The 23,984-nt window shown below is 62.9% G+C and carries 28 protein-coding genes; 18 read left to right on the top strand and 10 right to left on the bottom strand.

Annotation, left to right across the window (positions count from 1 at the left end):
• Positions 1-307 precede the first annotated feature (307 nt).
• The 4 genes from NUH86_RS00890 to NUH86_RS00875 all read right to left on the bottom strand — a co-directional run bounded on the left by NUH86_RS00890 (position 308) and on the right by NUH86_RS00875 (position 3,558).
• Complete coding sequence (locus NUH86_RS00890) at positions 308-1,348, bottom strand: rod shape-determining protein (protein WP_267250824.1); 1,041 nt, start codon at positions 1,346-1,348, stop codon at positions 308-310.
• 115 nt (positions 1,349-1,463) lie between these two features.
• Positions 1,464-1,844 (bottom strand): TadE/TadG family type IV pilus assembly protein, encoded by a 381-nt coding sequence (locus NUH86_RS00885; RefSeq protein WP_267250823.1) that lies wholly within the window; start codon positions 1,842-1,844, stop codon positions 1,464-1,466.
• The gene (locus tag NUH86_RS00880; protein ID WP_267250822.1) at positions 1,841-2,302 is read right to left on the bottom strand and encodes a TadE/TadG family type IV pilus assembly protein; all 462 of its coding nucleotides are present in this window, start codon (positions 2,300-2,302) and stop codon (positions 1,841-1,843) included. Before NUH86_RS00880 ends, NUH86_RS00885 begins: the two co-directional genes overlap by 4 nt.
• The gene (locus NUH86_RS00875) at positions 2,302-3,558 is read right to left on the bottom strand and encodes a pilus assembly protein TadG-related protein (RefSeq protein WP_267250821.1); all 1,257 of its coding nucleotides are present in this window, start codon (positions 3,556-3,558) and stop codon (positions 2,302-2,304) included. The genes NUH86_RS00880 and NUH86_RS00875 overlap by 1 nt, the downstream gene beginning before the upstream one ends.
• A gap of 536 nt (positions 3,559-4,094) precedes the next feature.
• Between NUH86_RS00875 and NUH86_RS00870 the strand changes: the two genes are divergently transcribed.
• The 6 genes from NUH86_RS00870 to NUH86_RS00845 are packed head-to-tail and all read left to right on the top strand — an operon-like array spanning position 4,095 to position 8,972.
• The gene (locus NUH86_RS00870) at positions 4,095-4,964 is read left to right on the top strand and encodes a cytochrome c oxidase subunit II (protein ID WP_267250820.1); all 870 of its coding nucleotides are present in this window, start codon (positions 4,095-4,097) and stop codon (positions 4,962-4,964) included.
• Entirely contained in the window at positions 4,964-6,682 is a 1,719-nt protein-coding gene (locus NUH86_RS00865; protein ID WP_267250819.1) for a cytochrome c oxidase subunit I, read from the top strand. The genes NUH86_RS00870 and NUH86_RS00865 overlap by 1 nt, the downstream gene beginning before the upstream one ends.
• Positions 6,679-7,254 carry a cytochrome c oxidase subunit 3 gene (locus NUH86_RS00860; protein WP_267250818.1) on the top strand — a complete coding sequence of 192 codons (576 nt, stop codon included), beginning with the start codon at positions 6,679-6,681 and terminating at the stop codon, positions 7,252-7,254. Before NUH86_RS00865 ends, NUH86_RS00860 begins: the two co-directional genes overlap by 4 nt.
• 24 nt (positions 7,255-7,278) lie before the next feature.
• Entirely contained in the window at positions 7,279-7,953 is a 675-nt protein-coding gene (locus tag NUH86_RS00855; RefSeq protein ID WP_267250817.1) for a heme-copper oxidase subunit III family protein, read from the top strand.
• 8 nt (positions 7,954-7,961) lie between these two features.
• Positions 7,962-8,297, top strand: a complete 336-nt coding sequence (locus NUH86_RS00850) for a cytochrome C oxidase subunit IV family protein (RefSeq protein WP_267250816.1) — start codon at positions 7,962-7,964, stop codon at positions 8,295-8,297.
• Positions 8,298-8,300: 3 nt separating this feature from the next.
• A complete protein-coding gene (locus tag NUH86_RS00845; protein WP_267250815.1) occupies positions 8,301-8,972 on the top strand; it encodes a c-type cytochrome in 672 nt (223 codons plus the stop codon).
• 617 nt (positions 8,973-9,589) lie between these two features.
• Here the strand turns inward: NUH86_RS00845 and NUH86_RS00840 are convergent.
• Complete coding sequence (locus tag NUH86_RS00840) at positions 9,590-9,832, bottom strand: hypothetical protein (protein ID WP_267250814.1); 243 nt, start codon at positions 9,830-9,832, stop codon at positions 9,590-9,592.
• 132 nt (positions 9,833-9,964) lie between these two features.
• Here NUH86_RS00840 and NUH86_RS00835 point away from each other — a divergent pair, with 132 nt between their 5' ends.
• Positions 9,965-11,584: an alpha-glucosidase gene (locus NUH86_RS00835; RefSeq protein ID WP_267250813.1), complete on the top strand. Its 1,620-nt coding sequence runs from the start codon at positions 9,965-9,967 to the stop codon at positions 11,582-11,584.
• Positions 11,585-11,873: 289 nt separating this feature from the next.
• Here NUH86_RS00835 and NUH86_RS00830 read toward each other — a convergent pair whose 3' ends face one another.
• Together NUH86_RS00830 and NUH86_RS00825 are read right to left on the bottom strand one after the other, a co-directional pair.
• Positions 11,874-12,485 carry a response regulator transcription factor gene (locus NUH86_RS00830; RefSeq protein WP_267250812.1) on the bottom strand — a complete coding sequence of 204 codons (612 nt, stop codon included), beginning with the start codon at positions 12,483-12,485 and terminating at the stop codon, positions 11,874-11,876.
• 83 nt (positions 12,486-12,568) lie between these two features.
• A complete protein-coding gene (locus NUH86_RS00825) occupies positions 12,569-13,183 on the bottom strand; it encodes a PilZ domain-containing protein (RefSeq protein WP_267250811.1) in 615 nt (204 codons plus the stop codon).
• Between the two features lie 227 nt (positions 13,184-13,410).
• Between NUH86_RS00825 and NUH86_RS00820 the strand changes: the two genes are divergently transcribed.
• From NUH86_RS00820 to NUH86_RS00800, 5 genes are all read left to right on the top strand, one after another.
• The gene (locus NUH86_RS00820) at positions 13,411-13,827 is read left to right on the top strand and encodes a BLUF domain-containing protein (protein WP_267250810.1); all 417 of its coding nucleotides are present in this window, start codon (positions 13,411-13,413) and stop codon (positions 13,825-13,827) included.
• Between the two features lie 193 nt (positions 13,828-14,020).
• Positions 14,021-14,797, top strand: coding sequence for an SDR family oxidoreductase (locus NUH86_RS00815; RefSeq protein ID WP_267252192.1), 777 nt, complete (start codon positions 14,021-14,023; stop codon positions 14,795-14,797).
• Between the two features lie 95 nt (positions 14,798-14,892).
• Complete coding sequence (locus NUH86_RS00810) at positions 14,893-15,417, top strand: enoyl-CoA hydratase-related protein (RefSeq protein ID WP_267250809.1); 525 nt, start codon at positions 14,893-14,895, stop codon at positions 15,415-15,417.
• Between the two features lie 84 nt (positions 15,418-15,501).
• The gene (locus NUH86_RS00805; RefSeq protein WP_267252204.1) at positions 15,502-15,747 is read left to right on the top strand and encodes a hypothetical protein; all 246 of its coding nucleotides are present in this window, start codon (positions 15,502-15,504) and stop codon (positions 15,745-15,747) included.
• On the top strand, positions 15,732-15,881 hold the full coding sequence (locus tag NUH86_RS00800; protein ID WP_267252191.1) for a zinc-binding dehydrogenase: 150 nt from the start codon (positions 15,732-15,734) through the stop codon (positions 15,879-15,881). Before NUH86_RS00805 ends, NUH86_RS00800 begins: the two co-directional genes overlap by 16 nt.
• A 9-nt stretch (positions 15,882-15,890) precedes the next feature.
• Here the strand turns inward: NUH86_RS00800 and NUH86_RS00795 are convergent, their stop codons facing one another.
• Positions 15,891-16,412 carry a CvpA family protein gene (locus NUH86_RS00795; protein WP_267250808.1) on the bottom strand — a complete coding sequence of 174 codons (522 nt, stop codon included), beginning with the start codon at positions 16,410-16,412 and terminating at the stop codon, positions 15,891-15,893.
• 11 nt (positions 16,413-16,423) lie between these two features.
• On the bottom strand, positions 16,424-17,791 hold the full coding sequence (gene radA, locus NUH86_RS00790) for a DNA repair protein RadA (protein ID WP_267250807.1): 1,368 nt from the start codon (positions 17,789-17,791) through the stop codon (positions 16,424-16,426).
• An 89-nt stretch (positions 17,792-17,880) separates the two neighbouring features.
• On the opposite strand from radA, the gene NUH86_RS00785 reads away from it, so the two are divergent.
• The 3 genes from NUH86_RS00785 (at position 17,881) to NUH86_RS00775 (ending at position 21,582) form a co-directional block, all read left to right on the top strand.
• Positions 17,881-18,579 carry an endonuclease/exonuclease/phosphatase family protein gene (locus tag NUH86_RS00785; protein ID WP_267250806.1) on the top strand — a complete coding sequence of 233 codons (699 nt, stop codon included), beginning with the start codon at positions 17,881-17,883 and terminating at the stop codon, positions 18,577-18,579.
• A gap of 64 nt (positions 18,580-18,643) precedes the next feature.
• Positions 18,644-20,977, top strand: coding sequence for a patatin-like protein (locus NUH86_RS00780; protein WP_267250805.1), 2,334 nt, complete (start codon positions 18,644-18,646; stop codon positions 20,975-20,977).
• Complete coding sequence (locus NUH86_RS00775) at positions 20,974-21,582, top strand: hypothetical protein (RefSeq protein WP_267250804.1); 609 nt, start codon at positions 20,974-20,976, stop codon at positions 21,580-21,582. Before NUH86_RS00780 ends, NUH86_RS00775 begins: the two co-directional genes overlap by 4 nt.
• On the opposite strand, the gene NUH86_RS00770 is transcribed toward NUH86_RS00775, so the two are convergent.
• Positions 21,574-21,861 (bottom strand): 4a-hydroxytetrahydrobiopterin dehydratase, encoded by a 288-nt coding sequence (locus tag NUH86_RS00770; protein WP_267250803.1) that lies wholly within the window; start codon positions 21,859-21,861, stop codon positions 21,574-21,576. The genes NUH86_RS00775 and NUH86_RS00770 overlap by 9 nt on opposite strands.
• Before the next feature lie 84 nt (positions 21,862-21,945).
• Here NUH86_RS00770 and NUH86_RS00765 point away from each other — a divergent pair, with 84 nt between their 5' ends.
• Genes NUH86_RS00765 through NUH86_RS00755 form a run of 3 tightly spaced genes read left to right on the top strand, consistent with a single transcriptional unit; the run spans position 21,946 to position 23,617 of the window.
• Positions 21,946-22,371, top strand: a complete 426-nt coding sequence (locus NUH86_RS00765) for a metallopeptidase family protein (RefSeq protein ID WP_267250802.1) — start codon at positions 21,946-21,948, stop codon at positions 22,369-22,371.
• Positions 22,368-22,973, top strand: coding sequence for a heme ABC exporter ATP-binding protein CcmA (ccmA, locus tag NUH86_RS00760; RefSeq protein ID WP_267250801.1), 606 nt, complete (start codon positions 22,368-22,370; stop codon positions 22,971-22,973). Before NUH86_RS00765 ends, ccmA begins: the two co-directional genes overlap by 4 nt.
• Positions 22,970-23,617 (top strand): heme exporter protein CcmB, encoded by a 648-nt coding sequence (locus NUH86_RS00755; RefSeq protein WP_267250800.1) that lies wholly within the window; start codon positions 22,970-22,972, stop codon positions 23,615-23,617. The genes ccmA and NUH86_RS00755 overlap by 4 nt, the downstream gene beginning before the upstream one ends.
• Positions 23,618-23,984 lie beyond the last annotated feature (367 nt).

Below are 23,984 nucleotides of genomic sequence, written 5' to 3'. Positions count from 1 at the left end.
GGAGAAGGATACGAAGCCTTGGTGACGAAGGAGCCTAGGCGGAGTTGGATGAGGGGGAGCGGGCCTGCGGCCCGCGCGATCCTGTGGATCGAGCGAACAGGTAAGGGCTGCCCCGCAGCCCTTAGATCATGCCGGGGGCATGATCGACCTGTTCGCTCCCCTCACCCAGCTACGACTAAGGCAGCAAGCTGCCAAGTCTGCGCAACCTCGGCCAGAGTCACGTGCCTCTGGCCGACCCTCAAGGGAGAGGGATTTGGAACGTCCGCTCTCCACCCATAGCCGCCGTTCGCCCCCTGCCGAGCGGTTGTCAGGAAACCGTCAAAACCCCATCATAGGCGCGGTCTTCCAGCGCCCGGCCCGCGCCCATCGCCACGCAGATCAGCGGATTTTCCGCGACCCTGACCGGCAGGCCCGTCGCGTCGGACAGCGCTTCGTCAAGCCGCCGGAGCAGCGCACCCCCGCCAGTCAGGGTAATCCCTTCCTCGATGATGTCGGCGGACAGTTCCGGCGCGGTCTGTTCCAGCGCAGTCATCACCGCCATCTTGATCTGGCCGACCGGCTCCGACAGGGCGTCGGCAATCTCCGCCTCGCCGATCGTCATTTCCGACGGACGGCCATTGACCAGATCCCTGCCCTTCACGATCATGCGGCGGCCTTCGCCTTCGGGCGGGTTGGCGGCGCCCAGTTCGCATTTCACCCGCTCCGACGTGGCTTCGCCGATCATGAGATTATGCGTGCGGCGGATGTGGGATGCGATGGCGTCGTCCAACCGGTCGCCGCCGACCCGCGCCGAACTGCTGTAGGCGATGCCGCGCAGCGACAGGACCGCCACCTCCGTCGTGCCGCCGCCGATATCGACCACCATCGCGCCACGCGGCTCTGTAACGGGCAGGCCGGCGCCGATAGCGGCGGCCATGGGTTCCTCGATAAGCTGAACCTTGTACGCCCCGGCATTGGAGGCAGCGTCCCGCAGGGCGCGGCGCTCGACCATGGTGGAGCCGGTCGGCACGCAGATCACCACTTCATGGCGGCGGCCGAAGCGGCTGTGGCCGTCCAACGCCTTGTCCATGAAATGCTTGATCATCTGTTCGGCGACGTCGATGTCCGCGATCACGCCGTCGCGCAAGGGGCGGATCGCCTGGATGCCGTTGGGCGTCTTGCCCATCATCAGCTTGGCTTCGTTGCCGACCACCTTGACCCTGCGGACGCCGTCCCGCGTCTCGATCGCGATGACGGAGGGTTCGTTGAGGACGATGCCGCGATCGCGCACATGGATGACCGTGTTGACGGTTCCAAGGTCAATGGCCATGTCGCAAGCGTGCGAGGAAAAGAGACGCGGCAGTTTCATCGATTTGGCGGGGAATCCATGACGGGAAAGCGGGACGGCTCCCCCTGCATAGTCGCCTTGTCCAACAGAAGGGCGCTGCGGCAGCCCGTCCGGTATCCAAGGCCAGTTGAGGCCATTAATAGGATCGTCGGGTATAGCTGATCGACAGAGCCGGGGTCTGGAAGACGATGAAGTTCAACGGTCGCGAATAAGTCATGGTGATTTCGGTATAGGGCACGCCATATTGCGTCCCGGTCACCACGGTCGGAACGTTGGTATAGGCCGGGTCCAGGCCGAATTCCCGTGAAGTGACCCTGGCGATGATCTGCTCCTTGGTGGGCGTGGGAAAGATGGTGGCGAAGCGCGCACCTTCATCCACCGCATGTTGCAGCCCGGTACGGGCGCAGGCGATGATGCCTAGCTGGATCGCGCCCATCAGCAGGATCAGGAAAGGCGGCAGGGCAAGAACGAATTCGATCGCCGCCGCCCCACGCTGGTTGCTTATCAGGCGCATCATCGCAGGCGCACCGATGCGGAACCGGTGAGCGCGATCCCCTGGGCAGACCAATTGCCGTTCGGCGCAAGCTTGGCGAACATCGGCATATAATTCCCCGAAATGGTGATGGCGACATAGCGCTTCGTCTGTTGATCGTCGGGGCAAGGCACTTCCGGCGTTGCAGTCTGCACCGTATCATTGCAGAGCAGGGTCTTGGTGATGCTAACGTTGCCGGTCGCGACATTCGCCGCGGAGGCAGCGTCAGCTTTCAAATTGTCGGTGTCATAGGATGCGCCGGTAAGGCCGCCAGCGGTCGCCATCTGTGCCGCGCGTTCAGCCGCGCGCTGGAGCGCGATCTTCGCCTTGAAGGCCATTGCGACATCGCCCGCCATGCAGGTCAGCAGCACCAGCACCGGCATGATGAGCGCCAGTTCGACCGTGCTGGTGCCTGAACGATCCAGGGCAAGCCGGTTCATCATCAGCCCACCAGCCTTACGCGGCTCGCGGGAATAGGGTTAACGCCTGTATTGTCGCATTCATTGACGATTTGGCTGTTGCCGATGAAGGTGACGCGCCTGCTGACCATCTTCACGCATTTGGTCTGCATTCCCGACGTGCCGGAAAACTCCATCGCCTGGCTGGGAAAGTAGAAAGCGCCTTGCAGGACGGAATCGGCGTTGCCGTTGATCTTGTTGGTTCCGGAATCCAGCGCGAGCCGGTCCTGATAGAAGAGGACACCGGAATAAGCGCCGCTGTCCGGCGCGGACAGGTTGAGCTTCGCACCGCCGTTGATGTCCACCGACGCGATCTGGCTGGCGTTGGTGGATGCATTGCGGCTGGTCAGGATGATGGTGACGCGGGAGCCGCTAAGGATAGCTTGCGATCCGACGCTGAAGCTGCCGCCGTCGATAAAATAGGTGCCGGGCGCCAGGGTAAGCGTTCCCTTGATATCTAACCCCTTGTAGCAGCCGGGCTGGAGCGGCTGGGCGACAACTTGGTTGGGCTGGACGCTATATTTGTTATTGCATCCCGTGAAATTTGCCGAGGTGGGCGCTGGCAACCCCGCATATGGGTCGGACAAAGGCAGGCTGTACGGCATCAGCGTGGTTGGCGAGACATAGTTGGTACTGGACGTCAGACCGCCTACGGCGGCGACCGGCGTCGCTGTCACCTTGCTGCTGCCGCCTGCCGTGACCGCATTCGATGCCCGGGAATTGGTGGCGATGCCGCAACCCAGATCGACGGTGGCATTGCCCTGGAGCGTGATGCCGACCGCGCTCGTCTTTTCCAACGAGACGACGCAATAATCGCCCTCCGCCAGCACGGCCGCCGTCGCTTCACCGAAGATGACAGGCGCCTTTACTCCCAATATCTTCGAGAAAGGCAGTTCCCTCGTGGTTTGCAGCACCACCCGCACCGCATTTGCATTGCCGGCGAAAGCCCCCGCGGTGGGCGCATTCTCGATGGTCGGCGTTTGCGACAGGGTGATCAGCGACAGGCGGTTGATGTCGGATGTCGCACTGTCCGATGCGCTGAAGCCCTGCGCCACCGCATAGGCCCCGGCAAGCGCCGCGCTGTCCGCCTGTCGCTGAACCTGTCGTTTCCACAAGGTCCATTGCACCGTGTCGGTCGCCAGCCCTGCCGCCCCGATCAATATGGGCATGGAGGCAGCCGCCATCATCAGGACATTGCCCGTCCTGTCCCGCAGCAATCGCCCCATCGATCCGCCGAACATCACACAAACCTTTCCTGCACATCCGGGACAAAGGCCGGATGACAGAAATATTTTAAATATTATCGGTTAATGAAATGTTATTATTCGGCAAATAATTACATATTATCTAAGTCATATATCTTACGATATATAATAGTATTTGAGATTTATACTCACATATATCAGTAATAATTTTTATTATTTATAATTTCTTGCGTTTTACTTTATTATATTGGGAAATAGGTGGCCCAACAGCAACAGGCTTCCGAAAAAACATCCTATTCCTCCGATAGGCGCCTATTCAGCCTGTCCTATTCAATATCCCTGACCCTATCTCGCAGCCTTCTTTGAAACGTCCGACAGAAACCTGCCTTCGCCTACGCGCGCCCAGGCACGCGCGCGCATACAGTGTGAACTTCGACGGAAAACGGCCAAATCCGGCCCGATGCAACCGCTTCCCCCAGCGGCATTTTTTCTGTACCTTGCCCCGGCGGTTATTACCGAGGCGACTCGAAATGCCGGAACGGCGGCGAGCGTCCTGTATAGGGAGAGGGCTTGTGCCGGTTGCGGTAGCCATCGCCATGCTTGTGGTCGGCTCGGTCGCCTTTCACCTGTTCAGTCCATGGTGGCGCACGCCCATCGCTTCCAACTGGGGATCGATCGATACCGCTCTCGACGTGACGTTGTGGATTTGCGCGGCGGCCTTTGTCGGGTTGAACCTATTCCTCGCCTGGGCGCTGGTCAAATATCGTCACCGGCCCGGTCATCGGGCGCATTATGAGCCGGAGAATAGCTCGCTCGAAAAGCGACTGACGGTCTGGACGGCCATCGGCATTGCCGGGATGCTGGCGCCGGGGCTTGCCGCCTGGGGCAAATATGTGTCCGTGCCCAAGGAAGCGACCGTGATCGAGGCGGTGGGGCAGCAATGGCAATGGTCCTTCCGCTATCCGGGGCCGGACGGCGTGCTGGGCGCGGCGGCGGTCAAATATATCACGCCCGACAATGGGCTGGGCCTGGACCCGCTCGATCCGTTCGGGCGGGACGACATATTGGTGGAAAGCGGCGACCTGCATCTACCGGTCGGCAAGCCGGTGAAGATCGTGCTGCGGTCCAAGGACGTGCTGCACGACTTCTATGTGCCGGAATTCCGCGCCAAGATGGACCTGGTGCCGGGGATCGTCACCTATTTCTGGATGACGCCGACCAGGGCGGGAACGTTCGATATCCTCTGCGCCGAACTGTGCGGGACCGGCCATCATGAGATGCGCGGCAAGGTGGTGGTGGAAACGCCCAAGGCCTTCGCCGCATGGCAGGCGCAGCAGAGCAGTTTCGGGCAGATATTGGCCGAGGCGCCACCCGCCGCCATGTCGATCCTGCTGATCAAGGCCAACGCCTGTATCGTCCCCGCCTCCTGGAGCATTCGCTGATGGCTACCACCCTGGCTGACGACCTGCGCCCGCTGCATCATCCGCATAGCTGGGTCACCAAATATGTCTGGAGCCAGGATCACAAGGTCATCGCCATCCAATATAGCGTGACCGCCATCGGCATCGGGCTGGTGGCGCTGATATTGTCGGCATTGATGCGGTTGCAGCTTGGGTTTCCGGGGGTTTTTCCGGATATCCAGCCCGACAATTACCTGCAATTCGTGTCGATGCACGGCATGATCATGGTGGTCTATCTGCTGACGGCGTTGCTGCTGGGCGGCTTCGGCAATTATCTGATCCCGCTGATGATCGGGGCACGGGACATGGTGTTCCCCTTCGTCAATATGCTAAGTTACTGGCTCTACCTGCTGTCGGTGATCGTGCTCGTGGCGGGATTTTTCGTGCCGGGGGGGCCGACCGGGGCGGGTTGGACGCTTTATCCGCCCCAGGCCATCACCGAAGGGACGCCGGGGCATCAATGGGGCATCGCGACCATGCTGGTAAGCCTCGCCATCTTCGTGGCGGCCTTCACCATGGGCGGACTGAATTATGTGACCACGGTGCTGCAGGCGCGGACCAAGGGCATGACGCTGATGCGGATGCCGCTGTCGGTGTGGGGGATTTTCACCGCGTCCGTGATGGGATTGCTGGCCTTTCCGGCGCTGTTCGTCGCGGCGATCATGATGCTGTTCGATCATTTCGCCGGCACCAGCTTCTTCATGCCGACCATGCAATCCATGGGCGCGATCACCGATACGCAGGGCGGCAGTCCGCTGTTGTTCCAGCATCTCTTCTGGTTCTTCGGCCATCCCGAAGTCTATATCGTCGCCCTGCCCGCCTTCGGCATCGTGTCCGACCTGATCAGCGTGCACGCGCGGCGGAATATCTTCGGTTATCGCATGATGGTGTGGGCGATCGTGATCATCGGGGCCTTGAGCTTCCTCGTCTGGGCGCATCATATGTATGTGAGCGGCATGAACCCTTATTTCGGGTTCTTCTTCGCCACCTCGACATTGATCATCGCCATTCCGACCGCGATCAAGGTGTATAACTGGCTGCTGACATTATGGCGCGGGGACATCCATCTGCGGGTGCCGATGCTGTTCGCCATCGCCTTCATCTTCACCTTCATCCATGGCGGATTGTCGGGGCTGTTCCTGGGCAATGTCAGTGTCGACGTGCCGCTGTCCGACACTTTCTTCGTCGTCGCGCATTTCCATATGGTGATGGGCGTGTCTCCGGTACTGGTGATCTTCGGCGCCATCTACCACTGGTACCCGAAGATTTTCGGCCGGATGTGGAACGAGACGTTAGGGAAACTCCATTTCTGGATCACTTTCCTTGGCGTCTATGCGATTTTCCTGCCGATGCATTATCTGGGGATTTTGGGGGTGCCGCGCCGTTATTATGCGCTGGGCGAGACCGCCTTCATTCCCCCATCGGTGCATCTGGCCAATGAATGGATCAGCATCGCGGCGCTGATCGTCTTCTTCGCGCAGGGGCTGTTCTTCTTCAACATGATCTGGAGCCTGTTTCGGGGGCCGCGGGCCGATCCCAATCCATGGGGAGCGGCCAGTCTGGAATGGCTGACGCCCGACACGCCGCCATCCCATGGCAATTGGGGGCCACATCTGCCGGTCGTCCATCGCTGGGCCTATGATTACAGCGTGCCGGGGGCGGCGCGGGACTTCATCCCGCAGACGGAGCCAAGGACGTGAGCATATTGGCGCGCCTGACCGAAAAAAGCTGGGAGCCGGGCGCGCAGCCGGTGGAGCATGAGCGGCCCTCGGCCGGGGCCGTCGGGACGGTGGCCTATTTCGGCGTGGCGCTGGTCATGTTTGCATTGCTGGTGGCGGCCTATCTGATGCGCATGGGCCTGCACAGCGGAATGGGGCATGGGGATGACTGGAAGCCCCTGCCCGATCCGCCGCTGCTGTGGATCAACACGCTGGTGCTGGTGGCGAGCAGCGCCGCCTGGGAAGTGGCGCGGCGCAAGCGGATGGCTGGCGGGGCAATCGTCGGGGCGGCGCTGGGCGGGCTGTTTCTGGGGCTTCAATGGCTGCTTTGGCAACATTATCAGGCGTCGAGCTATTATCTGTCGGCCAATCCGGCCAACGCCTTTTTCTATCTGCTGACGGCGCTGCATGGGCTGCACATCATGGGCGGGCTGGTCGCCGCCGGGCGGGCATTGGCGGCGGCGAATATGCGCAATGTCGCCCTGTGCGCCCTTTATTGGCATTTTCTGTTGATCATCTGGTTGGTTCTGGCCGTTCTGCTGCTGTCGACTTGAGGATGTGTCACCATGGCTCAAGGCATGATTGATAAGGAAGTCATCGCCCCGACCCTGCGGGAGATCGCGTCCGACTGGTCCGCCGATCAGGAAGTGTTCCGCCATACCCATTGGGGCAAGGCGATGATGTGGATCTTCCTGCTGAGCGATACCTTCATATTCTCCTGCTTTTTGACCGGTTACATGACCGTTCGGTCCTCCGCCGTGCTGCCCTGGCCCAATACGGCGGAAGTGTTCGCGCTGAATATCGGCGGGCAGGATATTCCGCTCGTCCTGATCGCGATCATGACCTTCGTATTGATCAGTTCCAGCGGCACCATGGCGATGGCCGTCAATTTCGGATATCAGCGCAACCGGCGCAAAACGGCGGCCTTGATGCTGCTGACGGCTTTGTTCGGCCTGACTTTCCTGGGCATGCAGGCCTTCGAATGGAGCAAGCTGATCTTCGAGGAGGGCGTGCGCCCCTGGAGCAATCCGATGGGCGCGCCGCAATTCGGCGCCAGTTTCTTCATGATCACCGGCTTCCACGGCCTGCATGTGACCTGCGGCGTCATCCTGCTGCTGATCATCGCGTCGAAAGTGGCGCGGGGGCATTATGACAAGGCGGGCGATTATTCGGCGGTCGAGATCACCGGGCTTTACTGGCATTTCGTCGATCTCGTCTGGGTGTTCATCTTCGCCTTTTTCTATCTCTGGTGAGGACCGTCATGCAGGACAAGGCAGCAGCCCATGAGGGCCAACAGCATCCGATCAGCCTCTACCTCAAGGTCTGGGGGTTGCTGTTCCTGCTCAGCGCCATGTCTTATCTGGTCGATTACATGCATGTGCAGGGGATCGTGCGCTGGATGCTGATCATCATCTTCATGCTGCTGAAGGCCGGGCTGATCCTGTCGATCTTCATGCATCTGGCCTGGGAGCGGCTGTCGCTGATCTATGCGATATTGGTGCCGCCGCTGGTGCTGCTGGTGCTGGTGCGGATCATGACGATAGAGGCGAATTACGCCTTCTGGACCCGCGCCATCTTCATGGGCGGAGGGGGTTGAGCCATGGGCCGGATGCGCGGGATTGCGGTGGGACTGTGCGTCGCGGGGGCGGCGGTCTCCGTGCTGGGCCTCGGCTGGTTCAGCGACAAGCTCTATACGCGGGTGAGGCCGGGGGAACTGGCCTATAAGCCGACGGATGAGATGCCGCCGCGCGTGGACATGGCCTCTGTCCAGCGCGACTGGCCCGCCAGTTTCAGCGAGCCGGGGGAAGGCAGCCGGGTGATCGCCTATCACCGGGACATGCGCGGGAGGGCGCCGCTGCCTGTGGCTGGTGGCGCTGTGGTGGCGGCCCCGCCACCCGATCTGGGCACTTTGCTCGCCAGCGCCGACGCCGGTGTGGGGAAGCAGAAACTGCAGCTTTGCGCAAGTTGTCATGACTTCACCCAGGGCGGACCCAATCGGATCGGGCCGAATTTATGGGGCATCGTGGGACGGCCCGTGGCGAGCCATGCGGGCTTTGCCTATTCGCCCGCCATGAAGGGGCATCGCGGGAGTTGGGATTATGGCGTGCTATTCGAATTTCTGGGCTCGCCTGGGCGCGTGGTGCCGGGGACGAAGATGAGCTTCGCCGGATTGCGCAAGCCGGAGGATCGGGCGGCGGTGATCAAATATCTGGCGACCTTGGGATCGGGAGCGCCGCCTTTGCCGCAGCCCAAGGCGATTGCCGCACGGTAGCGGCATAGGCTGCGTGGCGCATCCGGAACGTCAAGAAATGGCGGTTTTGCGTCGAAGTTCACAGTGTATGCGCGCGCGTGCCTGGGCGCGCGTGGGCGAAGCGGGTTTTTATCGGACGTTTCAAAGAGGTGAGCGGGGTAAGTGGTGGAGGCGGAATAGGACAGGGCGAAAGGAGGCGGTTGTCGAGGAATAGGATGTTTTTTGGGGAGGCTGTTGTTTTTGGGTTACCTATTGGTCTACGTTGAGGTTTGAAATGGCCAATCCAAGACATGAGCGATCATAGTTCCCTTCCCGCTTGCGGGAGGGGTTAGGGGAGGGCCTGTCCATTCAACGCCGCTCTTTGTGGACAAGGCCGATGCTCGCTGCGCTCGCCCCTCCCCTGCCCCCTCCCGCAAGCGGGAGGGGGAATGTTTTAGAACCACCCAAATCGGTCGGTCAGGGAAGCCCTGAATTTGTCCATGCCGTCCTAAGGACAATGCTGTTAACCCGCCCTATACCCTTTCATATGGCTGCTCTAGAGCGGTTTTCGATCTGATTGAATCAGATCGACCGCTCTATTCCTTTGTTTTACCGCGATTTCTTAAACGTCAGATGATGCCATCTGACTGGAAATCGCTCTAGGCGCTTGGCCGCCGCCAGTCTTCCTCGACCAGATAGCGGCTGAGGAAAGTCGATCCCTGCCGCGCCGCCGTCCGGGCGATGTGGCGGCGGATATCGTTGTCGCTGGATGATCCGAGAACGGCGCGGAAGGCCTCCATGGCCTTTGCCGTCGGTTCGCGTTTCAGGTCGACATAGGGCTGGAAAATATCGCCGAGCGCCTGTTCCCAGGCTTTCTCGATCTGGAGTAGCCGCTTTTCCATGGCTCGCCTCGCTGCATGACATGCTGCGTCATGGATATGGTGCGCAGGGGCGTGCGGAACAAGTGCGGTCGGCTGGATGCGGGCCGCATGAGACCCCTATGAAAGCCGCTGCATTCAAGCCAGAAGACAGGAATGACCGACACCCCCCTGCCCTGGTGGCGCGGCGCCGCCATCTACCAGATTTATCCCCGCAGCTTCGCCGACTCCAATGGCGACGGCATCGGCGACCTGAAGGGCATCACCGCCCATCTGCCCTATGTGGCATCGCTGGGGGTGGACGCGATCTGGCTGTCCCCCTTCTTCAAGAGTCCGATGCGGGACTTCGGCTATGACGTATCGGATTATTGCGACGTCGATCCGATCTTCGGCACGCTGGAGGATTTCGACGCATTGGTGGCGCGGGCGCATGGCCTGGGCCTGCGCATCATCGTCGATCAGGTGTGGGCGCATACGTCCGACGAACATCGCTGGTTCATCGAAAGCCGCTCCAGCCGCGACAATCCCAAGGCGGACTGGTATGTCTGGGCCGATCCCAAGCCGGACGGCTCCCCGCCCAACAACTGGCAGTCGGTGTTCGGCGGCCCGGCCTGGACCTGGGACGCGCGGCGCGGCCAATATTATATGCACCAGTTCCTGGCGCAACAGCCGCAATTGCATCTGCATCGTCCCGACGTGCAGGATAGCGTGTTCGACATCATCCGATTCTGGCTGGACCGGGGCGTGGACGGATTCCGCATCGACGCGATCAACCATTCGATGCACGACCCCAGGCTGCGGGACAATCCGCCCGCGCCGGATGACGGCAAGGCGCGCACGCGCCCCTTCGACTTCCAGATCAAGAAATACAGCCAGAGCCATCCGGACATTCCGCTGTTCCTGGAAAAGGTGCGGCAAGTGTTCGATGAATATCGGGATCGCTTCACCGTGGCCGAAGTCGGCGGTGCGGAAAGCGAAAGGGAGATGAAATCCTTTACGCAGGGGGACAGCAGGCTGAATACGGCCTATGGCTTCGATTTCCTCTATGCGCCGGAATTGACGGCGGAGTTCCTCAAGGCGGCGCTCGTCAAATGGCCTGCCGAAACCCATGCCGGCTGGCCGAGCTGGGCGTTCGAAAATCACGATGCCCCGCGTGCGGTGTCGCGCTGGGCCAAGGGGAAGGACGCGGACGCCTATTGCCGGATGAAGATGCTGCTGCTGGCCTGTCTGCGCGGCAATATCTTCCTATATTATGGCGAGGAACTGGGGCTGCCGCAGGTCGATATCGCGTTCGAGGATTTGCAGGATCCCGAAGCCATCGCCAACTGGCCATTGACCCTTTCCCGCGATGGAGCGCGGACGCCGATGCCATGGCGGTCGGATGCGCCCTATCTGGGTTTTTCGGAGGCCAAGCCGTGGCTGCCGGTCGGGGAAGCGCATCGGGCGCTGGCCGTGGATGTGCAGGAAGCGCGGCCGGATTCACTGCTGCATTGGACGCGGCGGGTGCTGGCGTTGCGCAATGGATCGCCTGCTCTGCGTGTTGGCGCCATGGACTTCCTGGAGACGCCAGAGGAATTGCTGGCCTTCGAACGGGTGCATGAAGGCGAACGGCTGCTATGCGTCTTCAATCTTGGCGAGAAGCCCGTGACATGGAAGCCGGATGATCATTGGAACATTCTGCTGTCCACGGGTGGGGTGGAGGCTTGGCGCTTCCCCGCCAAGGGCGCATGCGTCAGCACAAGCGGTCCACCTGGTCCTCATCTACGGCAGCCATGAAGGCCTCTTGTATTCTCTTGTACCGGTCTATTATCTTTTCGCATTCCTCTTTCGATTTGAAATATTCGTCATAATCATCGCTATATAAGGCGCGGTCTTTTTCTGGTTTTTTTGATGTTAACCATGGCCTGAACATAGGCGATGTCTGATTGTCAGATGAATCTCTGAGGTCGGTCCATTTCTTCCTGACAATCCCGTGCCCGAATGTCGGGCTGGGAACATCAAATTTCGTCATTACCAATCCAATTATATTGAATGATGGCAGAGCGGGATTTCACTCATTTCACGATCAGGGCAATCCAGATTCCGGAAGCGCAAGGATGATTTCCGAGAATTTCTTCACGCCGAATTTTTTCATGATGCTGGCGCGATGCATTTCGACCGTTCTGACGCTGATTTGAAGCGCGTTCGCCACGTCCCGGTTGCTGCCGTTGGACCCCAGCGCCCGTACGATATCCCGCTCCCTTTTCGTCAGGCTTTCCAGATGCGCCGCCGCGACTTCCCTCCGCCGCTGGATGTCGATCCGCCGCTCCAATATGGGCTGGACATTGGCGAGCATCTTGAAAATCAGACTTTCCGCGAAGGGCTTTTCCAGAAAATCGACCGCTCCCCGCTTGATGACGTCCACCGCCGTCGGAATGTCGCCCGACGCGCTCATCATGATCACGGGAATGTCCAGCCGCCGGGACAAAATCTCCTCCTGCACTTCCAGGCCGCTCCGATCCGACAGGCGCAGTTCCAACAGCGCAATGCCGGGGGGCAGGAAATCCAGCGATTCCACAAAGTCCGCGCCGCAGGAAAAGGGGGTCGGCTCAAACCCCTCCCGCCGCAAAACGCCCACCAGATATTGGCGCGTCTTGCTGTCGTGATCGACTATATAGACTGGGCATGCTGGGTTCATAGTCAATTGCCGCCACTATCACCTTCCCCCAACGCGCGGGGCGTAAAATAGTTTCGGTACCGATCCTTTTCTTTTCGCCAACCTCAATTCGCGGCCATGCGGCGCGGTTCGAAGAAGACCCCGATCATCCCGCCGCTCGACCACTGAACCCGTCCCATCCGTACATCCACGCCCCTGGCCTTCACAAGCAGCCGCGTTCCTTCGCTCACGCCGGCGCCCACCTCGATCATCATGCCTTCCACCGACATGTTGCGGATCGTGCCGATCAATACGGGTGCCGACGTCACCAGGGTCGCGAAGAAATTGACGTTCAAGCGCTGACCGCGCGGTTCGAATTTTTCGGGCGTGGCGTTCGCATCGGGTTCCTCGCCGGGAACCCAGGGCAACGGCTCCTCCAGCAGAAGGCCGCATCTGGAACCGTTGATCCAGCGGACCTCGGCCGTGCGGAAACTGGCCTCGTCGAAACTGACATGAATTTGCTGATGCAGGCACAGCGACACCGCGCACCGGCCGCTCAGCCCCGCACGCGATATATTGTCGACGGAGAGGTTCGCTTCTTCGAGAATGGGATAGAGCAGCGCTGTCTTGAACACGGTCTGCCGCGGGTGACGGCGCTTTTCCATCATCCCCCTCTCGTCATCCGCCAGCTTGCTTATCTGATTGGCCATATAGCTTTCCCGCAAATCGGGAAAATCCATAAAAGCAGCCTCTTACCCGCACGTTAGGGGCCTGACGGGTAGTCTTACGGTAACCGGCGGAATATATTCGTTAACCCTCCCCCTCTAAAATTTACCGGCGGCGGTTTCTATTCCCGGGCGAGGCGTTCTTATTTATGGGCGGGGCGCATTTCCAGTCCATCGCGCGATCCACCTTAACCAATCCCGAACAACTTTACTTTTCTCCTACAAAGGGCATCATCCATCCCATGCTCGCCCGATGGTCCTACATCAGCACGAGCCGGTTGGACGCGATCGATATCGAAGAGTGCATCCGGGATATCGTCACCGTTTCGATCCCCCGCAACCGTTCGCTGGAGGTGACTGGCTCGCTCCTGTTCACCGGCCGCCGCTTCGCCCAATATCTGGAAGGGGCGCCGCCCGCCATCGAAGAGATCAAGGCAGCTATCCTGCGGGATTCGCGGCATGGGGATGTCCGCACCATCGCGTCGGGCGAATATGCCCACCGCCGCTTCGTCACCTGGTCCCTCGCCTATGCCGGCCCCTCCCATTTCGTCGCGGATATCGTGGAACGCGCCCTGAGCGACGCGCTGGAAAATGGGGATGAGGGGATCGAAGCACTCATCCAGACGATGTCGGAATTCTCGATCCACGGCCGTAGCTGACGGCCCCTATTTGTCAGACCAGAGCGGCGGTATGAGGGATTGAAATCGTCGTTTTCGAATCATTGGTATGTTCAAGACCCAGGTGGACGGACGGGGGGAGGCGCGCCATGACCGAGAAGCTGAAGCCTTCGACCGCGCCGCATGGACCAGCACAGGCAAGGCGGGCGCCCCCTTGCCAGGAGAAGACATTCGCATGAACCTGTTCGACCTGACCGGTAAGGTCGCCATCGTCACCGGCTCTTCACGCGGCATCGGGCGCGCCATCGCGGAAGCCTATGCGGCGGCCGGGGCGCACGTCGTGATCTCCAGCCGCAAGCAACCGGCCTGCCAGGCGGTCGCCGACGCCATCAACGCCACCTATGGGGAGGAACGGACAATCGCCATAGCGGCCAGCATTTCGGACAAGGCCGCCCTGGAGGCGATGGTCGCAGAGACCAGGGAAAGGCTGGGGCGTATCGACCTGCTCGTCTGCAACGCCGCCTCCAATCCCTATTATGGCCCGATGGCGGGGATCAGCGACGATCAGTTCCGCAAGATCTTCGACAATAATGTCCTGGCCAATCATTGGCTGATATCGATGGTCGCGCCGGAGATGATGGCGCGCCGCGACGGATCGATCATCATCATCTCCTCTATCGGGGGGCTGATCGGTTCCGACGTGATCGGCGCCTATAATGTCTCGAAGGCGGCGGATTTCCAGCTCGTGCGCAACCTGGCAATCGAGTTCGGTCCCCATAATGTCCGCATCAACGCCATCGCGCCGGGCGTCATCCGCACCGATTTCGCGCGCGCCCTCTGGGAAGACCCGAAGGCCGAGGCGGCGCTGCAACGGGCGACGCCGCTGGGTCGGATCGGGGAACCGGAGGAGATAGCGGGCACCGCCGTTTTCCTCGCCTCCAAAGCCTCGGCCTATATGACCGGGCAGGGGCTGGTGGTCGACGGCGGTTTCACCATCAAGGGCGGCCTTTGACGATGCGCTTTTCCGGCGAAACCGGCCATGCGCCGGACGGCATCTTCGCCACGCCCTGCGCGCCCGGCAAGACGATATTCTGACGAGAGGCTTCCATGATCGAAACCCAACTTCACGGCGACATCCTCGAAATCGTGATGAACAACTCCCCGGTGAACGCGCTCGGCTTCGGCGTTCGTCAGGGGTTGGCCCAGGCCATCGCCGATGCGCAGGCCGATCCGGCGGTGAGGGCGATCGTGATCCGGGGCGACGGCAAGCTGTTTTCGGGCGGCGCGGACATCACCGAATTCGGCAAGCCCTTCGCTGAACCCGGCCTGCCCCAGGTCGTGGACGCCATCGAGGCAAGCGCCAAGCCTGTCGTCGCCGCGATCCATGGGCTGGCGCTGGGCGGCGGGCTGGAGGTCGCCCTGGGCTGTCACTACCGGATCGCGACGCCGGAAACGAAGCTGGGCCTGCCGGAGGTGAGCCTGGGCCTGCTGCCCGGCGCGGGCGGGACGCAGCGGCTTCCGCGCCTGATCGGGGTAGAGGCGGCGCTGGAGATGATCGTGTCGGGCAGTCCCATCCCGGCAGCCAAGGGCGCGGAACTGGGCCTGATCGACAAGCTCGCCGAACAGGACTAACTCGCGGCGGAAGCCATCGCCATCGCCCGCACCGTCGATGGCCCGCGCCGCACGGGCGACCTGGCCGCATCAGCGACGGCCGACGTGTTCGAACGCTTCGCCGAGAATAACAAGCGCAAGATCGGTGCGCTGGACGCGCCCAAGGCGTGCATCGAAGCGGTGAAGGCGGCGACCGAACTGCCGCTCGACCAGGGCCAGTTCAAGGAACGCGCCCTGTTCACGCAGCTCATGAACGGCGACCAGTCCAAGGCGCTGCGCCACGTCTTCTTCGCGGAGCGCGCACCGAGCGTAACCCCGCGCGGAACCGGGAGCATATCGAACAACTGCTAAGCTGGTGGGCCGAGGGGCGGATCAGGCCCCGCATCGATCGCACCTACGCCCTGGCCGATGGCGGCAAGGCGATCGGACGGCTGGGAAGCCGGGACGCAGTCGGAAAGGTCGTAGTGACGATCTCCGATAGCTGAAGCGGTCTGTCAGGATTCTTCGGCTTCGGCAGGCTTGCGCGCCCGGCGTTCGGCCACGAATTCGCTGATCGCCTGCCCGCTGGCATTGAGCAGCGGGTAGGTGCGCGCATCCGAAAGCCAGTCCGGCCTCCGCGCTCCGCTGCCGTAGAAAGTGTCGTAGACCAGGCTGAACGCCAGAAAGACCAGCGTCGCGCCGATCAGGCCCTTCACCGCGCCGAAGCCCGCGCCCAGCACCCGGTCGACCGGCCCAAGGACGGACTGGCGGGTGCGGCGGCCAATGGCGCGGGCGAGCAGCTTTCCCGCGCCGAAGGTGACGCCGAACACCAGCACGAGGGCCAACACCGCCGCGCCGCTGGTGGTGCCGACGAAGCCATCGAGCATTTCCGTCACCGAAGCATGGAACAGGCGGATCGCGAAGATCGCCAGCACCCAGGCGATCAGCGACAGGGTTTCCTGCACGAACCCGCGCATCAGGCCGAAAATGGCGCAGCCGCCGATCAGGAGCAGGACGAGAATATCGATCGCGTTCATCGCATCGCTGGCTATCCGCGCCCGAGCATCTGGTCAACAAGTTGCGCAAGGGCGCGATAGCCGCTGACCGAAATGCCCTTCACCCCATCGGCCACGGCGGCGGGCACGAAGGCGCGGTTGAAGCCCAGCTTGGCGGATTCGCGCAGCCGGAGTGGGGCATGGGCGACAGGACGAATTTCGCCGGACAACGCGATTTCGCCGAAGAGGACGACATCGGCGGGAACCGGACGTTCCGACAAGGCGGACATGAGCGCGGCGGCGACGGCCAGGTCGGCGGCGGGGTCCGACAGGCGATAGCCGCCCGCGACATTGAGATAGACTTCGCAGGTCGAGAAGCTGAGCCCGCATCGCGCCTCCAGCACGGCAAGCACCATGGCAAGCCGTCCGCTGTCCCACCCGACCACCGCACGGCGAGGGGTGGCGCCGCTGGAAAGGCGGACGACCAGCGCCTGGATCTCGACCAGCACCGGGCGCGTGCCTTCCAGCGCGGGGAAGACCGTCGCGCCGGTCACATTCTCGTCGCGATGGGTGAGAAACAGGGCGGAGGGATTGGCGACTTCCTCCAGCCCCTCCGCGACCATGGCGAAGACGCCAATCTCATCCGTGCCGCCGAAGCGGTTCTTGATGGCGCGCAGGATGCGATATTGATGGCTGCGCTCGCCCTCGAAGCTCAGCACCGTGTCGACCATATGTTCCAGCACGCGGGGGCCGGCGATGCTGCCGTCCTTGGTCACATGGCCGACCAGGATCAGCGCCGTGCCGCGCTGCTTGGCGAAGCGGATCAGTTCCTGGCTGGAGGCGCGCACCTGGCTGACCGTGCCGGGCGCGCCCTCGATCAGGTCGCTGTGCATGGTCTGGATCGAATCGATGATGAGCAGGGCGGGCGGCGCCTCCTCCCCCAGCGTCGTCAATATGTCGCGGACGGAGGTGGCACTGGCGAGTTGCACCGGCGCATTGCCCAGGCCCAGCCGCTGGGCGCGCAGGCGGACCTGATCGGCCGCTTCCTCGCCGCTGATGTATGCGACGCGGTGTCCCGCTGTGGCGATGCGGGCGGCGGCCTGGAGCAGCAGCGTCGATTTGCCGATGCCGGGGTCGCCGCCGATCAGCGTGGCGGAGCCGGACACGATGCCGCCGCCCAGCGCCCGGTCGAATTCCGCGATGCCGGTGGTGGTGCGCGGCGGCAGTTCGACCTTGTCGTCCAGGCCGACCAGCCTGAGCGCGCGCCCCCCGCTATGCAGGTCGTGGCGGGCGGAAAAGACCGTCTCCGCCGCTTCCTCGACGATGCTGTTCCATTCGCCGCAATCGTCGCATTGTCCCTGCCATCGGCTGGAAACGGTGCCGCATTGCTGACAGACGAATTTGCGCTTTGCCTTTGCCATGGGGCACGCATATCAGAACATATGCGGAACACAAATCCTCTTTGCATCTTCCCATGGAAACCGGGCGCGCAGTGGGGCATTGTTTCGGCATGAAGACCGTTCGTGTCGCAAGCTACAATATCCGCAAGGCCATTGGCACCGACCGCCGCCGGGTTCCGGAACGGGTGATCGACGTGCTCAATGAACTCGACGCCGACATCATCGCGTTGCAGGAGGCGGACCGGCGCTTCGGCGTGCGGTCGGCGGCGCTGCCGCCCTGGCTGCTGGAGAGCATCAGCCCCTATAGGCCGGTGCCGCTCAACGTGCATGCCGATTCCATGGGCTGGCACGGCAACGCCATATTGGTGCGCAAGGATGTGGAGGTCGGCCCGCATGACGTGCTGCACCTGCCCTGCCTGGAACCGCGCGGCGCCACCATGGCGGAGGTGAAGATGGGCGAAACGAGCCTGCGCATCTTCGGCATGCATCTCGACCTGTCGGGGCTGTGGCGGCGCAAGCAGGCGGCGGCGGTGATCCATGCGGCTTCCTCCCGCGATGCGATGCCCACGGTGCTGATGGGCGACCTCAACGAATGGAGCGCGGAACGGGGGTGCCTGGCCGATTTCGCGCGGCATTACAGCTTCGCGCCGTGCGGCCGATCCTTCCATGCGCGGCGGCCGGTGGCGCGGCTCGACCGGATCATGCATTGCGGACAGTTGAAGCTGACCGATTGCGGCGTCCATGAAAGCGCGGCGGCGCGCAAGGCGTCGGACCATCTGCCGATCTGGGCGGAGTTCAGGTTGAGATGAGCCTGCATGCCGGATCGCCAACCCTCTCTCGACAAGTCCTTCGCGCTCTGCGACTCTCAACCTCATGAAAGAGCGGGAACTCAGGCTCGCACTGGTCTGCTATGGCGGGATCAGCCTGGCCGTCTACATGCACGGCATCACCAAGGAAATCTGGCATCTGGCCCGCGCCAGCCGGGCTTTCCACGATGGCGTCCCATCCGGCAACAGCAGCGAGGCGGTCTATCGCAAGCTGCTGCAGGATCTGGAAAAGGCGTGCGGCGTCAGATTGCGGGTGATGCCGGACATCATCGCCGGGGCCAGCGCGGGCGGCATCAACGGCATCTTCCTGGCGCAGGCGATAGAGACGGGCCAGTCGCTGGACCCGCTGACAGAGATGTGGCTGGACAATGCCGATGTCGAAAAGCTGCTGGACCCCGACGCCCGCCCGGCGCGGCGGATCACCAAATTCTGGGCGACGCCGCTCGTCTGGATGGCGGCGCGGCATCCGGGCGACACGGTCGAGCGCACGGTCGCCCCCGACACGCGGGAGGAGGTGCGGCACAAGCTGTCGCACTTCATCCGATCCCGCTGGTTCGAGCCGCCCTTTGGCGGCGAAGTCTTCACCGCCATGATCCTGGACGCCTTCGACGCGATGGAGGCGACGGGGAGCGGACCCGCGCTGCTGCCCGCCGGTCATCCGCTGGACCTGTTCGTCACCGTCACTGATTTCGAGGGGCATCCACAGAGCCTGAACCTCAACAGCCCGCCGCAGGTGGTGGAGACGGAGCATCGCCTGTCGATCGGCTTTCGCGCCCATGGTCAGGGCGGTCGCAGCCTTGCCGATACGGCGGAGCTGGTCTTCGCCGCCCGCGCAACCGCCAGTTTTCCCGGCGCCTTCCCGCCCTTCACCGTGCGCGAACTGGACCGGGTGCTGAAGCGCCGCCACCGCGCCTGGCCGACGCGGGACGCCTTTCTGACGCGCGCCCTGCCCCGCCATGCCGCGCGGGGCCGCGCCGAGGATGCGGTGCTGATCGACGGCTCCGTGCTGGCCAACGCCCCCTTCGCGCAGGCCATCGGCGCGCTCAAGAACCGCCCCTCCCGGCGGGAGGTGGACCGGCGCTTCGTCTATATCGATCCCAAGCCCGGCCACCGCTCGATCCAGCTCAACCGCCAGGGAGATGCGGAAGAAGCGCCATCGGGCGAGGATGCGCCGCTGCCCGGCTTCTTCCGCACCATCTTCGGCGCGCTGAGCGACATTCCCCGCGAACAGCCGATCCGCGACAATCTGGAGGCGATCGACCGGCACAGCGCCCGCATCCGGCGCATGGCGCGCATATTGAACGCGCTGCGGCCGGGGATAGAGGCGGAGGTGGAAAGCGCCATCGGCGGCATGCTGTTCCTGGACCGGCCCACGCCTGCGCGCCTTTCCGCCTGGCGCGGCAAGGCGCAGCAGCGGGCGGCCCATTCCGCCGGTTTCGCCTTTCCCGCCTATGGGCATCTCAAGCTGTCGGGCATCGTCGAGGATCTGGCCGACCTGCTGTTCAACCTGAGCGGGGAGGAAAGCCCGCTGATGCGCGAAAGCTACCGCCAGGCGCTGTGGAGCCATGTGCGCGCGATCGGCGCGGATCAGTTGACCGAGGATGTCGGCCCCGCCTCCGCTCCGGTGGGCTTCTTCCGCCAGCATGACCTGCCCTTCCGCATCCGCCGCCTGCGCTTCCTGGCGCGGCGGCTGGCCGAGACGCTGGAGATGGAGACGACCACGGACGAGGCCGTCATCCAGAAGATGCATGACGCCATCTATGCCGCTCTGTCGCATTATACCGAGTGCGAAGGCGTGGACTTCTACAATGGAGAGATCAAGGCGGCGGCACTGGAGGTGCCCAATGATCCGGGCGCCGCGCTGGAGGCGGTGGCGCAACTGCGGGGCCTGCGTGAACGCGACGAGGCGGCGGACATGATGCTGGCCGACGCGCTGGCGGCGCTGCCAAAGGCGGCGCGGCGCACCATGCTGCTCGCCTATCTCGGCTTTCCCTTTTACGACATCGCCACCCTGCCGCTGTTGCAGGGCCATGGGATGGACGAATATGATCCGGTCAAGGTCGACCGGATTTCGCCGGAAGATTGCGGCGCGATCCGGCCCGGCGGGGCGGAAGCGACGCTGAAAGGCATTGAATTCAACAATTTCGGCGCCTTCTTCAGCCGCGCCTATCGCGAGAATGATTATCTCTGGGGGCGGCTACATGGGGTGGAGCGGCTGCTGGATATCGTGATTTCGGCATTGCCCGCAGCAAGCCGTCTTTCGCAGGAGGCGGTGCATCAGTATAGGCGGACCGCTTTTCTGGCGATCCTCGATGAAGAGGAAGAGCGGCTGGAGCATGTCTCCGACCTGATCGCCAGCTTGCGAGAGGAGATTGGGTGAACGCAGGGCCGACGCTGTTTCCGATGATGGTGCTGGCGCTGCTTGCCGGTTGTTCCCCAGCCCCCGACGGACAGGCGAGTGCAAGGGAAGGAACCGGCCGACCGGCCGCCCTCCCTGCTTCGTCCACGACGCAGGATGCACCGACGCCCCATGAAGCGGCGGGTCCGGCATCGGTCCCCGCCATTCTTCCCGATATCGATCCCGCCCTTGCCGTCACGCAGGCGGCGCGGGGTGGAGAACCAAAGGCCGTGCGCAGGACGCCCGTCGATCCGGCCAGCACGCCGCCGATGGAGCCATCTGCCGTCGACATGCCGCCCCCGGCCTATGTCCCCGACCTGCCGCCTTCGGACGGTGCCGCCGACGCCCAGCCCTTTCCCGATGAGGTGACGCGCTACATGGTGGACCGCGACAGTTGCGACCATTTTCGCGGCGAAGAAGCCTATGATGCGGAACGGCTTGCCTATTTGCAGGAGAATATAGCGGCGCTTTGCACAGGCACCGACGCCCGGCTGGCGCTGCTGCGCCAGCTTTACGCCCGCGATCCGGCGGTCATGGCGGCGCTCAGTGGCTATGACGACCGGATCGAGGGAAACGCCTCACAATAGCGCGTCGATCTGCGTGGCGAGGTCGATGTCACGGCGCGACAGGCCGCCCGCATCATGGGTGGTCAATATGATGTCGACGCGGTTGTAGACATTCGACCATTCGGGATGATGGTCCGCCTTTTCCGCGAGCAGCGCCACCTGCGTCATGAAACCGAAGGCGGCGGTGAAATCCTTGAAGGTGAAAAGGCGGCGGATGCCGTCGGGATCCTGAACGGCCGCCCATTCGGGCAGATCCCTGAGCGCCAGCGCCCGTTCCTCCCCATCCAGTTTCGCGATCATCTCTTTTTCCTGACTTTCCTCGCCTTATCCGGCGGCCATTAACCCATTTTCCGATGCGTCGAGAGTTTGCAGACGATTCGGAACATGCTTTATGTCTTCCCTATGCACGATGCCGGTCAACCACCCCGATTTGCGCCGACGCGCGAGGATATCGAAAAGCTGGCGCTGGCGGCCCTGTCGCGCCTGCCCGAACCGTTCCGGTCGCATCTGTCGAACGTCGTGCTGTTCGTGGAGGAATTCGCCGATCCCGACATCCTCAAGGAAATGGAGATCGACGATCCCTACGGCCTCACCGGCCTATATTCCGGCCGTCCGGTGGGGGCAGAGGCGCAGACCGGCGATCTGCCGCCGACCGTGCATCTGTTCCGCCGTCCACTGCTGGACGAATGGGTGGAAACCGGCGTGCCGCTCGACATGCTGATCACCCATGTGGTGGTGCATGAGATCGGCCATCATTTCGGTCTGTCCGACCTCGACATGCATGTCCTGGAGGACATGGTCACTCTATGAGCCGGACGGGATTGCACCTGTCGGGCGTCGCCTGCGTGCGCGGCGGGCGGTTGCTGTTCCGCGGCGTCGATCTGGCGATGGAACCGGGCGGCAGCGCGCTGCTGAAGGGACCGAACGGCATCGGCAAGTCCAGCTTGATCCGCATCTGCGCCGGGCTGTTGCGGGCCTCCGCGGGGACGGTGGAGCGCCATGGCCGGATCGCGCTGGCCGATGAACGGCTGGCGCTGGACATGGAACAATCGCTGGATGCGGCGCTCGGTTTCTGGGCGCGGCTGGACGCGGCGGCTCCGGATGCTCTGGACGCGGCGATGGCGGCGATGGCGCTGGAGCCGCTTCGCCAGGTGCCGGTGCGCATGTTGTCGACCGGCCAGCGCAAGCGGGCGGCGCTGGCGCGCGTGATCGCGGGCGGCGCACCGATCTGGCTGCTGGATGAGCCGGGCAACGGGCTGGACGATGCGGCGCTGGAACTGCTGGGCGATGCGGTGGCGGGGCATCTGGCGAAGGGCGGCATCGTCGTTGCTGCGTCGCACCAGCCGCTGCCGCTGGCGACGCCGGTGGTATTGGCCATGCAGGATCATGTCGCGATGGCGGAGGAGGCGTGAATATCCTCCTCACTTTGGCGCTTCGGGATTTGCGGCAGGCTTGGCAATCCGCCGGTCTGTGGTTGCCCGTCGCCTTTCTGTTGCTGGTCGCCAGCCTCTACCCCTTTGCCGTGGGGCCGGATGCGGCGCTGCTGCGGCGGAGCGGCGGCGGGATGCTGTGGATCGCCGCGCTGCTTGCCAGCCTCTTGCCGGTGGACCGGCTGGTCGCGCCGGACCGGGATGCGGGCGTGCTCGACCAGATTGCGCTGCGCGGGATCGGGGAAGAGATGGTCGTGCTGGCGCGGCTGATTGCGCACTGGCTGGGTTTCGGCCCGGCGCTGATGATCGCCACCCTGCCCGCCGCCGCCCTGTTGAAGCTGGACGGGACGACCATCGGCATGCTGGAAACGGGACTGCTGATCGGCACGCCTGCCCTGGCGGCGCTGGGCCTGCTGGTGGCGACGTTGACGGCGGGACTGCGGTCTAGCGGCGCGCTGGCGGGACTGCTGGCGCTCCCGCTGGCGGTGCCGCTGCTGATCTTCGGTGCGGGGACGCTGGGCGACGGCAGCGGCGCTGCGCTCAAATTCTTAGGGGCGGCTTCGCTGTTGCTGGTCGCCATCACCCCCTTTGCCGGGGGCGCGGCCATTCGCGCCGGGCGGGAATAAGGGAATCCATCGTCCAGCCTCGAACCCGACCGGGTTCGCAAGGCCGAACGGCCGCCCGGCGCTTGAGGGCCAATAAATAAAATGGTGCGCGACGCAGTCCGGAGCGATCCGCTCTCAGTGTCTGAGAATTCCCATTTGGATGGGAATATAGGGAAATTCGTGTTTTCGCGGCAGCGATCTGCGCTGAGTGCAGTCGCAACCTACTGGAGCGACAGATGTTTTCGCCGACCGTGTTCGAGAAAATGGGAATTCGGCTGGGAATGGCTACTATTGTCGGCAAGGATGCTTGTGCCGCTGATCATCGCACGGCATGATCAGTGGTGAGGCATTTGCGCGCCGAAGCAACTGCCCTGATCTGTATGATGAC

Origin of the sequence: Sphingobium sp. JS3065 (assembly GCF_026427355.1) — a bacterium.
Taxonomy (GTDB): Bacteria; Pseudomonadota; Alphaproteobacteria; order Sphingomonadales; family Sphingomonadaceae; genus Sphingobium.
Note: the sequence above shows the minus strand (reverse complement) of the source record. Positions and strands in the feature narration are given on the sequence as shown.

Coding starts and splice junctions, on each gene's coding strand:
- NUH86_RS00890 (WP_267250824.1), bottom strand. CDS start 1,348: ATGAAACTGCCGCGTCTCTTTTCCTCGCACGCTTGCGACATGGCCATT.
- NUH86_RS00885 (WP_267250823.1), bottom strand. CDS start 1,844: ATGATGCGCCTGATAAGCAACCAGCGTGGGGCGGCGGCGATCGAATTC.
- NUH86_RS00880 (WP_267250822.1), bottom strand. CDS start 2,302: ATGATGAACCGGCTTGCCCTGGATCGTTCAGGCACCAGCACGGTCGAA.
- NUH86_RS00875 (WP_267250821.1), bottom strand. CDS start 3,558: ATGTTCGGCGGATCGATGGGGCGATTGCTGCGGGACAGGACGGGCAAT.
- NUH86_RS00865 (WP_267250819.1), top strand. CDS start 4,964: ATGGCTACCACCCTGGCTGACGACCTGCGCCCGCTGCATCATCCGCAT.
- NUH86_RS00855 (WP_267250817.1), top strand. CDS start 7,279: ATGATTGATAAGGAAGTCATCGCCCCGACCCTGCGGGAGATCGCGTCC.
- NUH86_RS00850 (WP_267250816.1), top strand. CDS start 7,962: ATGCAGGACAAGGCAGCAGCCCATGAGGGCCAACAGCATCCGATCAGC.
- NUH86_RS00845 (WP_267250815.1), top strand. CDS start 8,301: ATGGGCCGGATGCGCGGGATTGCGGTGGGACTGTGCGTCGCGGGGGCG.
- NUH86_RS00840 (WP_267250814.1), bottom strand. CDS start 9,832: ATGGAAAAGCGGCTACTCCAGATCGAGAAAGCCTGGGAACAGGCGCTC.
- NUH86_RS00835 (WP_267250813.1), top strand. CDS start 9,965: ATGACCGACACCCCCCTGCCCTGGTGGCGCGGCGCCGCCATCTACCAG.
- NUH86_RS00830 (WP_267250812.1), bottom strand. CDS start 12,485: ATGAACCCAGCATGCCCAGTCTATATAGTCGATCACGACAGCAAGACG.
- NUH86_RS00825 (WP_267250811.1), bottom strand. CDS start 13,183: ATGGATTTTCCCGATTTGCGGGAAAGCTATATGGCCAATCAGATAAGC.
- NUH86_RS00820 (WP_267250810.1), top strand. CDS start 13,411: ATGCTCGCCCGATGGTCCTACATCAGCACGAGCCGGTTGGACGCGATC.
- NUH86_RS00815 (WP_267252192.1), top strand. CDS start 14,021: ATGAACCTGTTCGACCTGACCGGTAAGGTCGCCATCGTCACCGGCTCT.
- NUH86_RS00810 (WP_267250809.1), top strand. CDS start 14,893: ATGATCGAAACCCAACTTCACGGCGACATCCTCGAAATCGTGATGAAC.
- NUH86_RS00795 (WP_267250808.1), bottom strand. CDS start 16,412: ATGAACGCGATCGATATTCTCGTCCTGCTCCTGATCGGCGGCTGCGCC.
- radA (WP_267250807.1), bottom strand. CDS start 17,791: ATGGCAAAGGCAAAGCGCAAATTCGTCTGTCAGCAATGCGGCACCGTT.
- NUH86_RS00785 (WP_267250806.1), top strand. CDS start 17,881: ATGAAGACCGTTCGTGTCGCAAGCTACAATATCCGCAAGGCCATTGGC.
- NUH86_RS00780 (WP_267250805.1), top strand. CDS start 18,644: ATGAAAGAGCGGGAACTCAGGCTCGCACTGGTCTGCTATGGCGGGATC.
- NUH86_RS00770 (WP_267250803.1), bottom strand. CDS start 21,861: ATGATCGCGAAACTGGATGGGGAGGAACGGGCGCTGGCGCTCAGGGAT.
- NUH86_RS00765 (WP_267250802.1), top strand. CDS start 21,946: ATGCTTTATGTCTTCCCTATGCACGATGCCGGTCAACCACCCCGATTT.
- ccmA (WP_267250801.1), top strand. CDS start 22,368: ATGAGCCGGACGGGATTGCACCTGTCGGGCGTCGCCTGCGTGCGCGGC.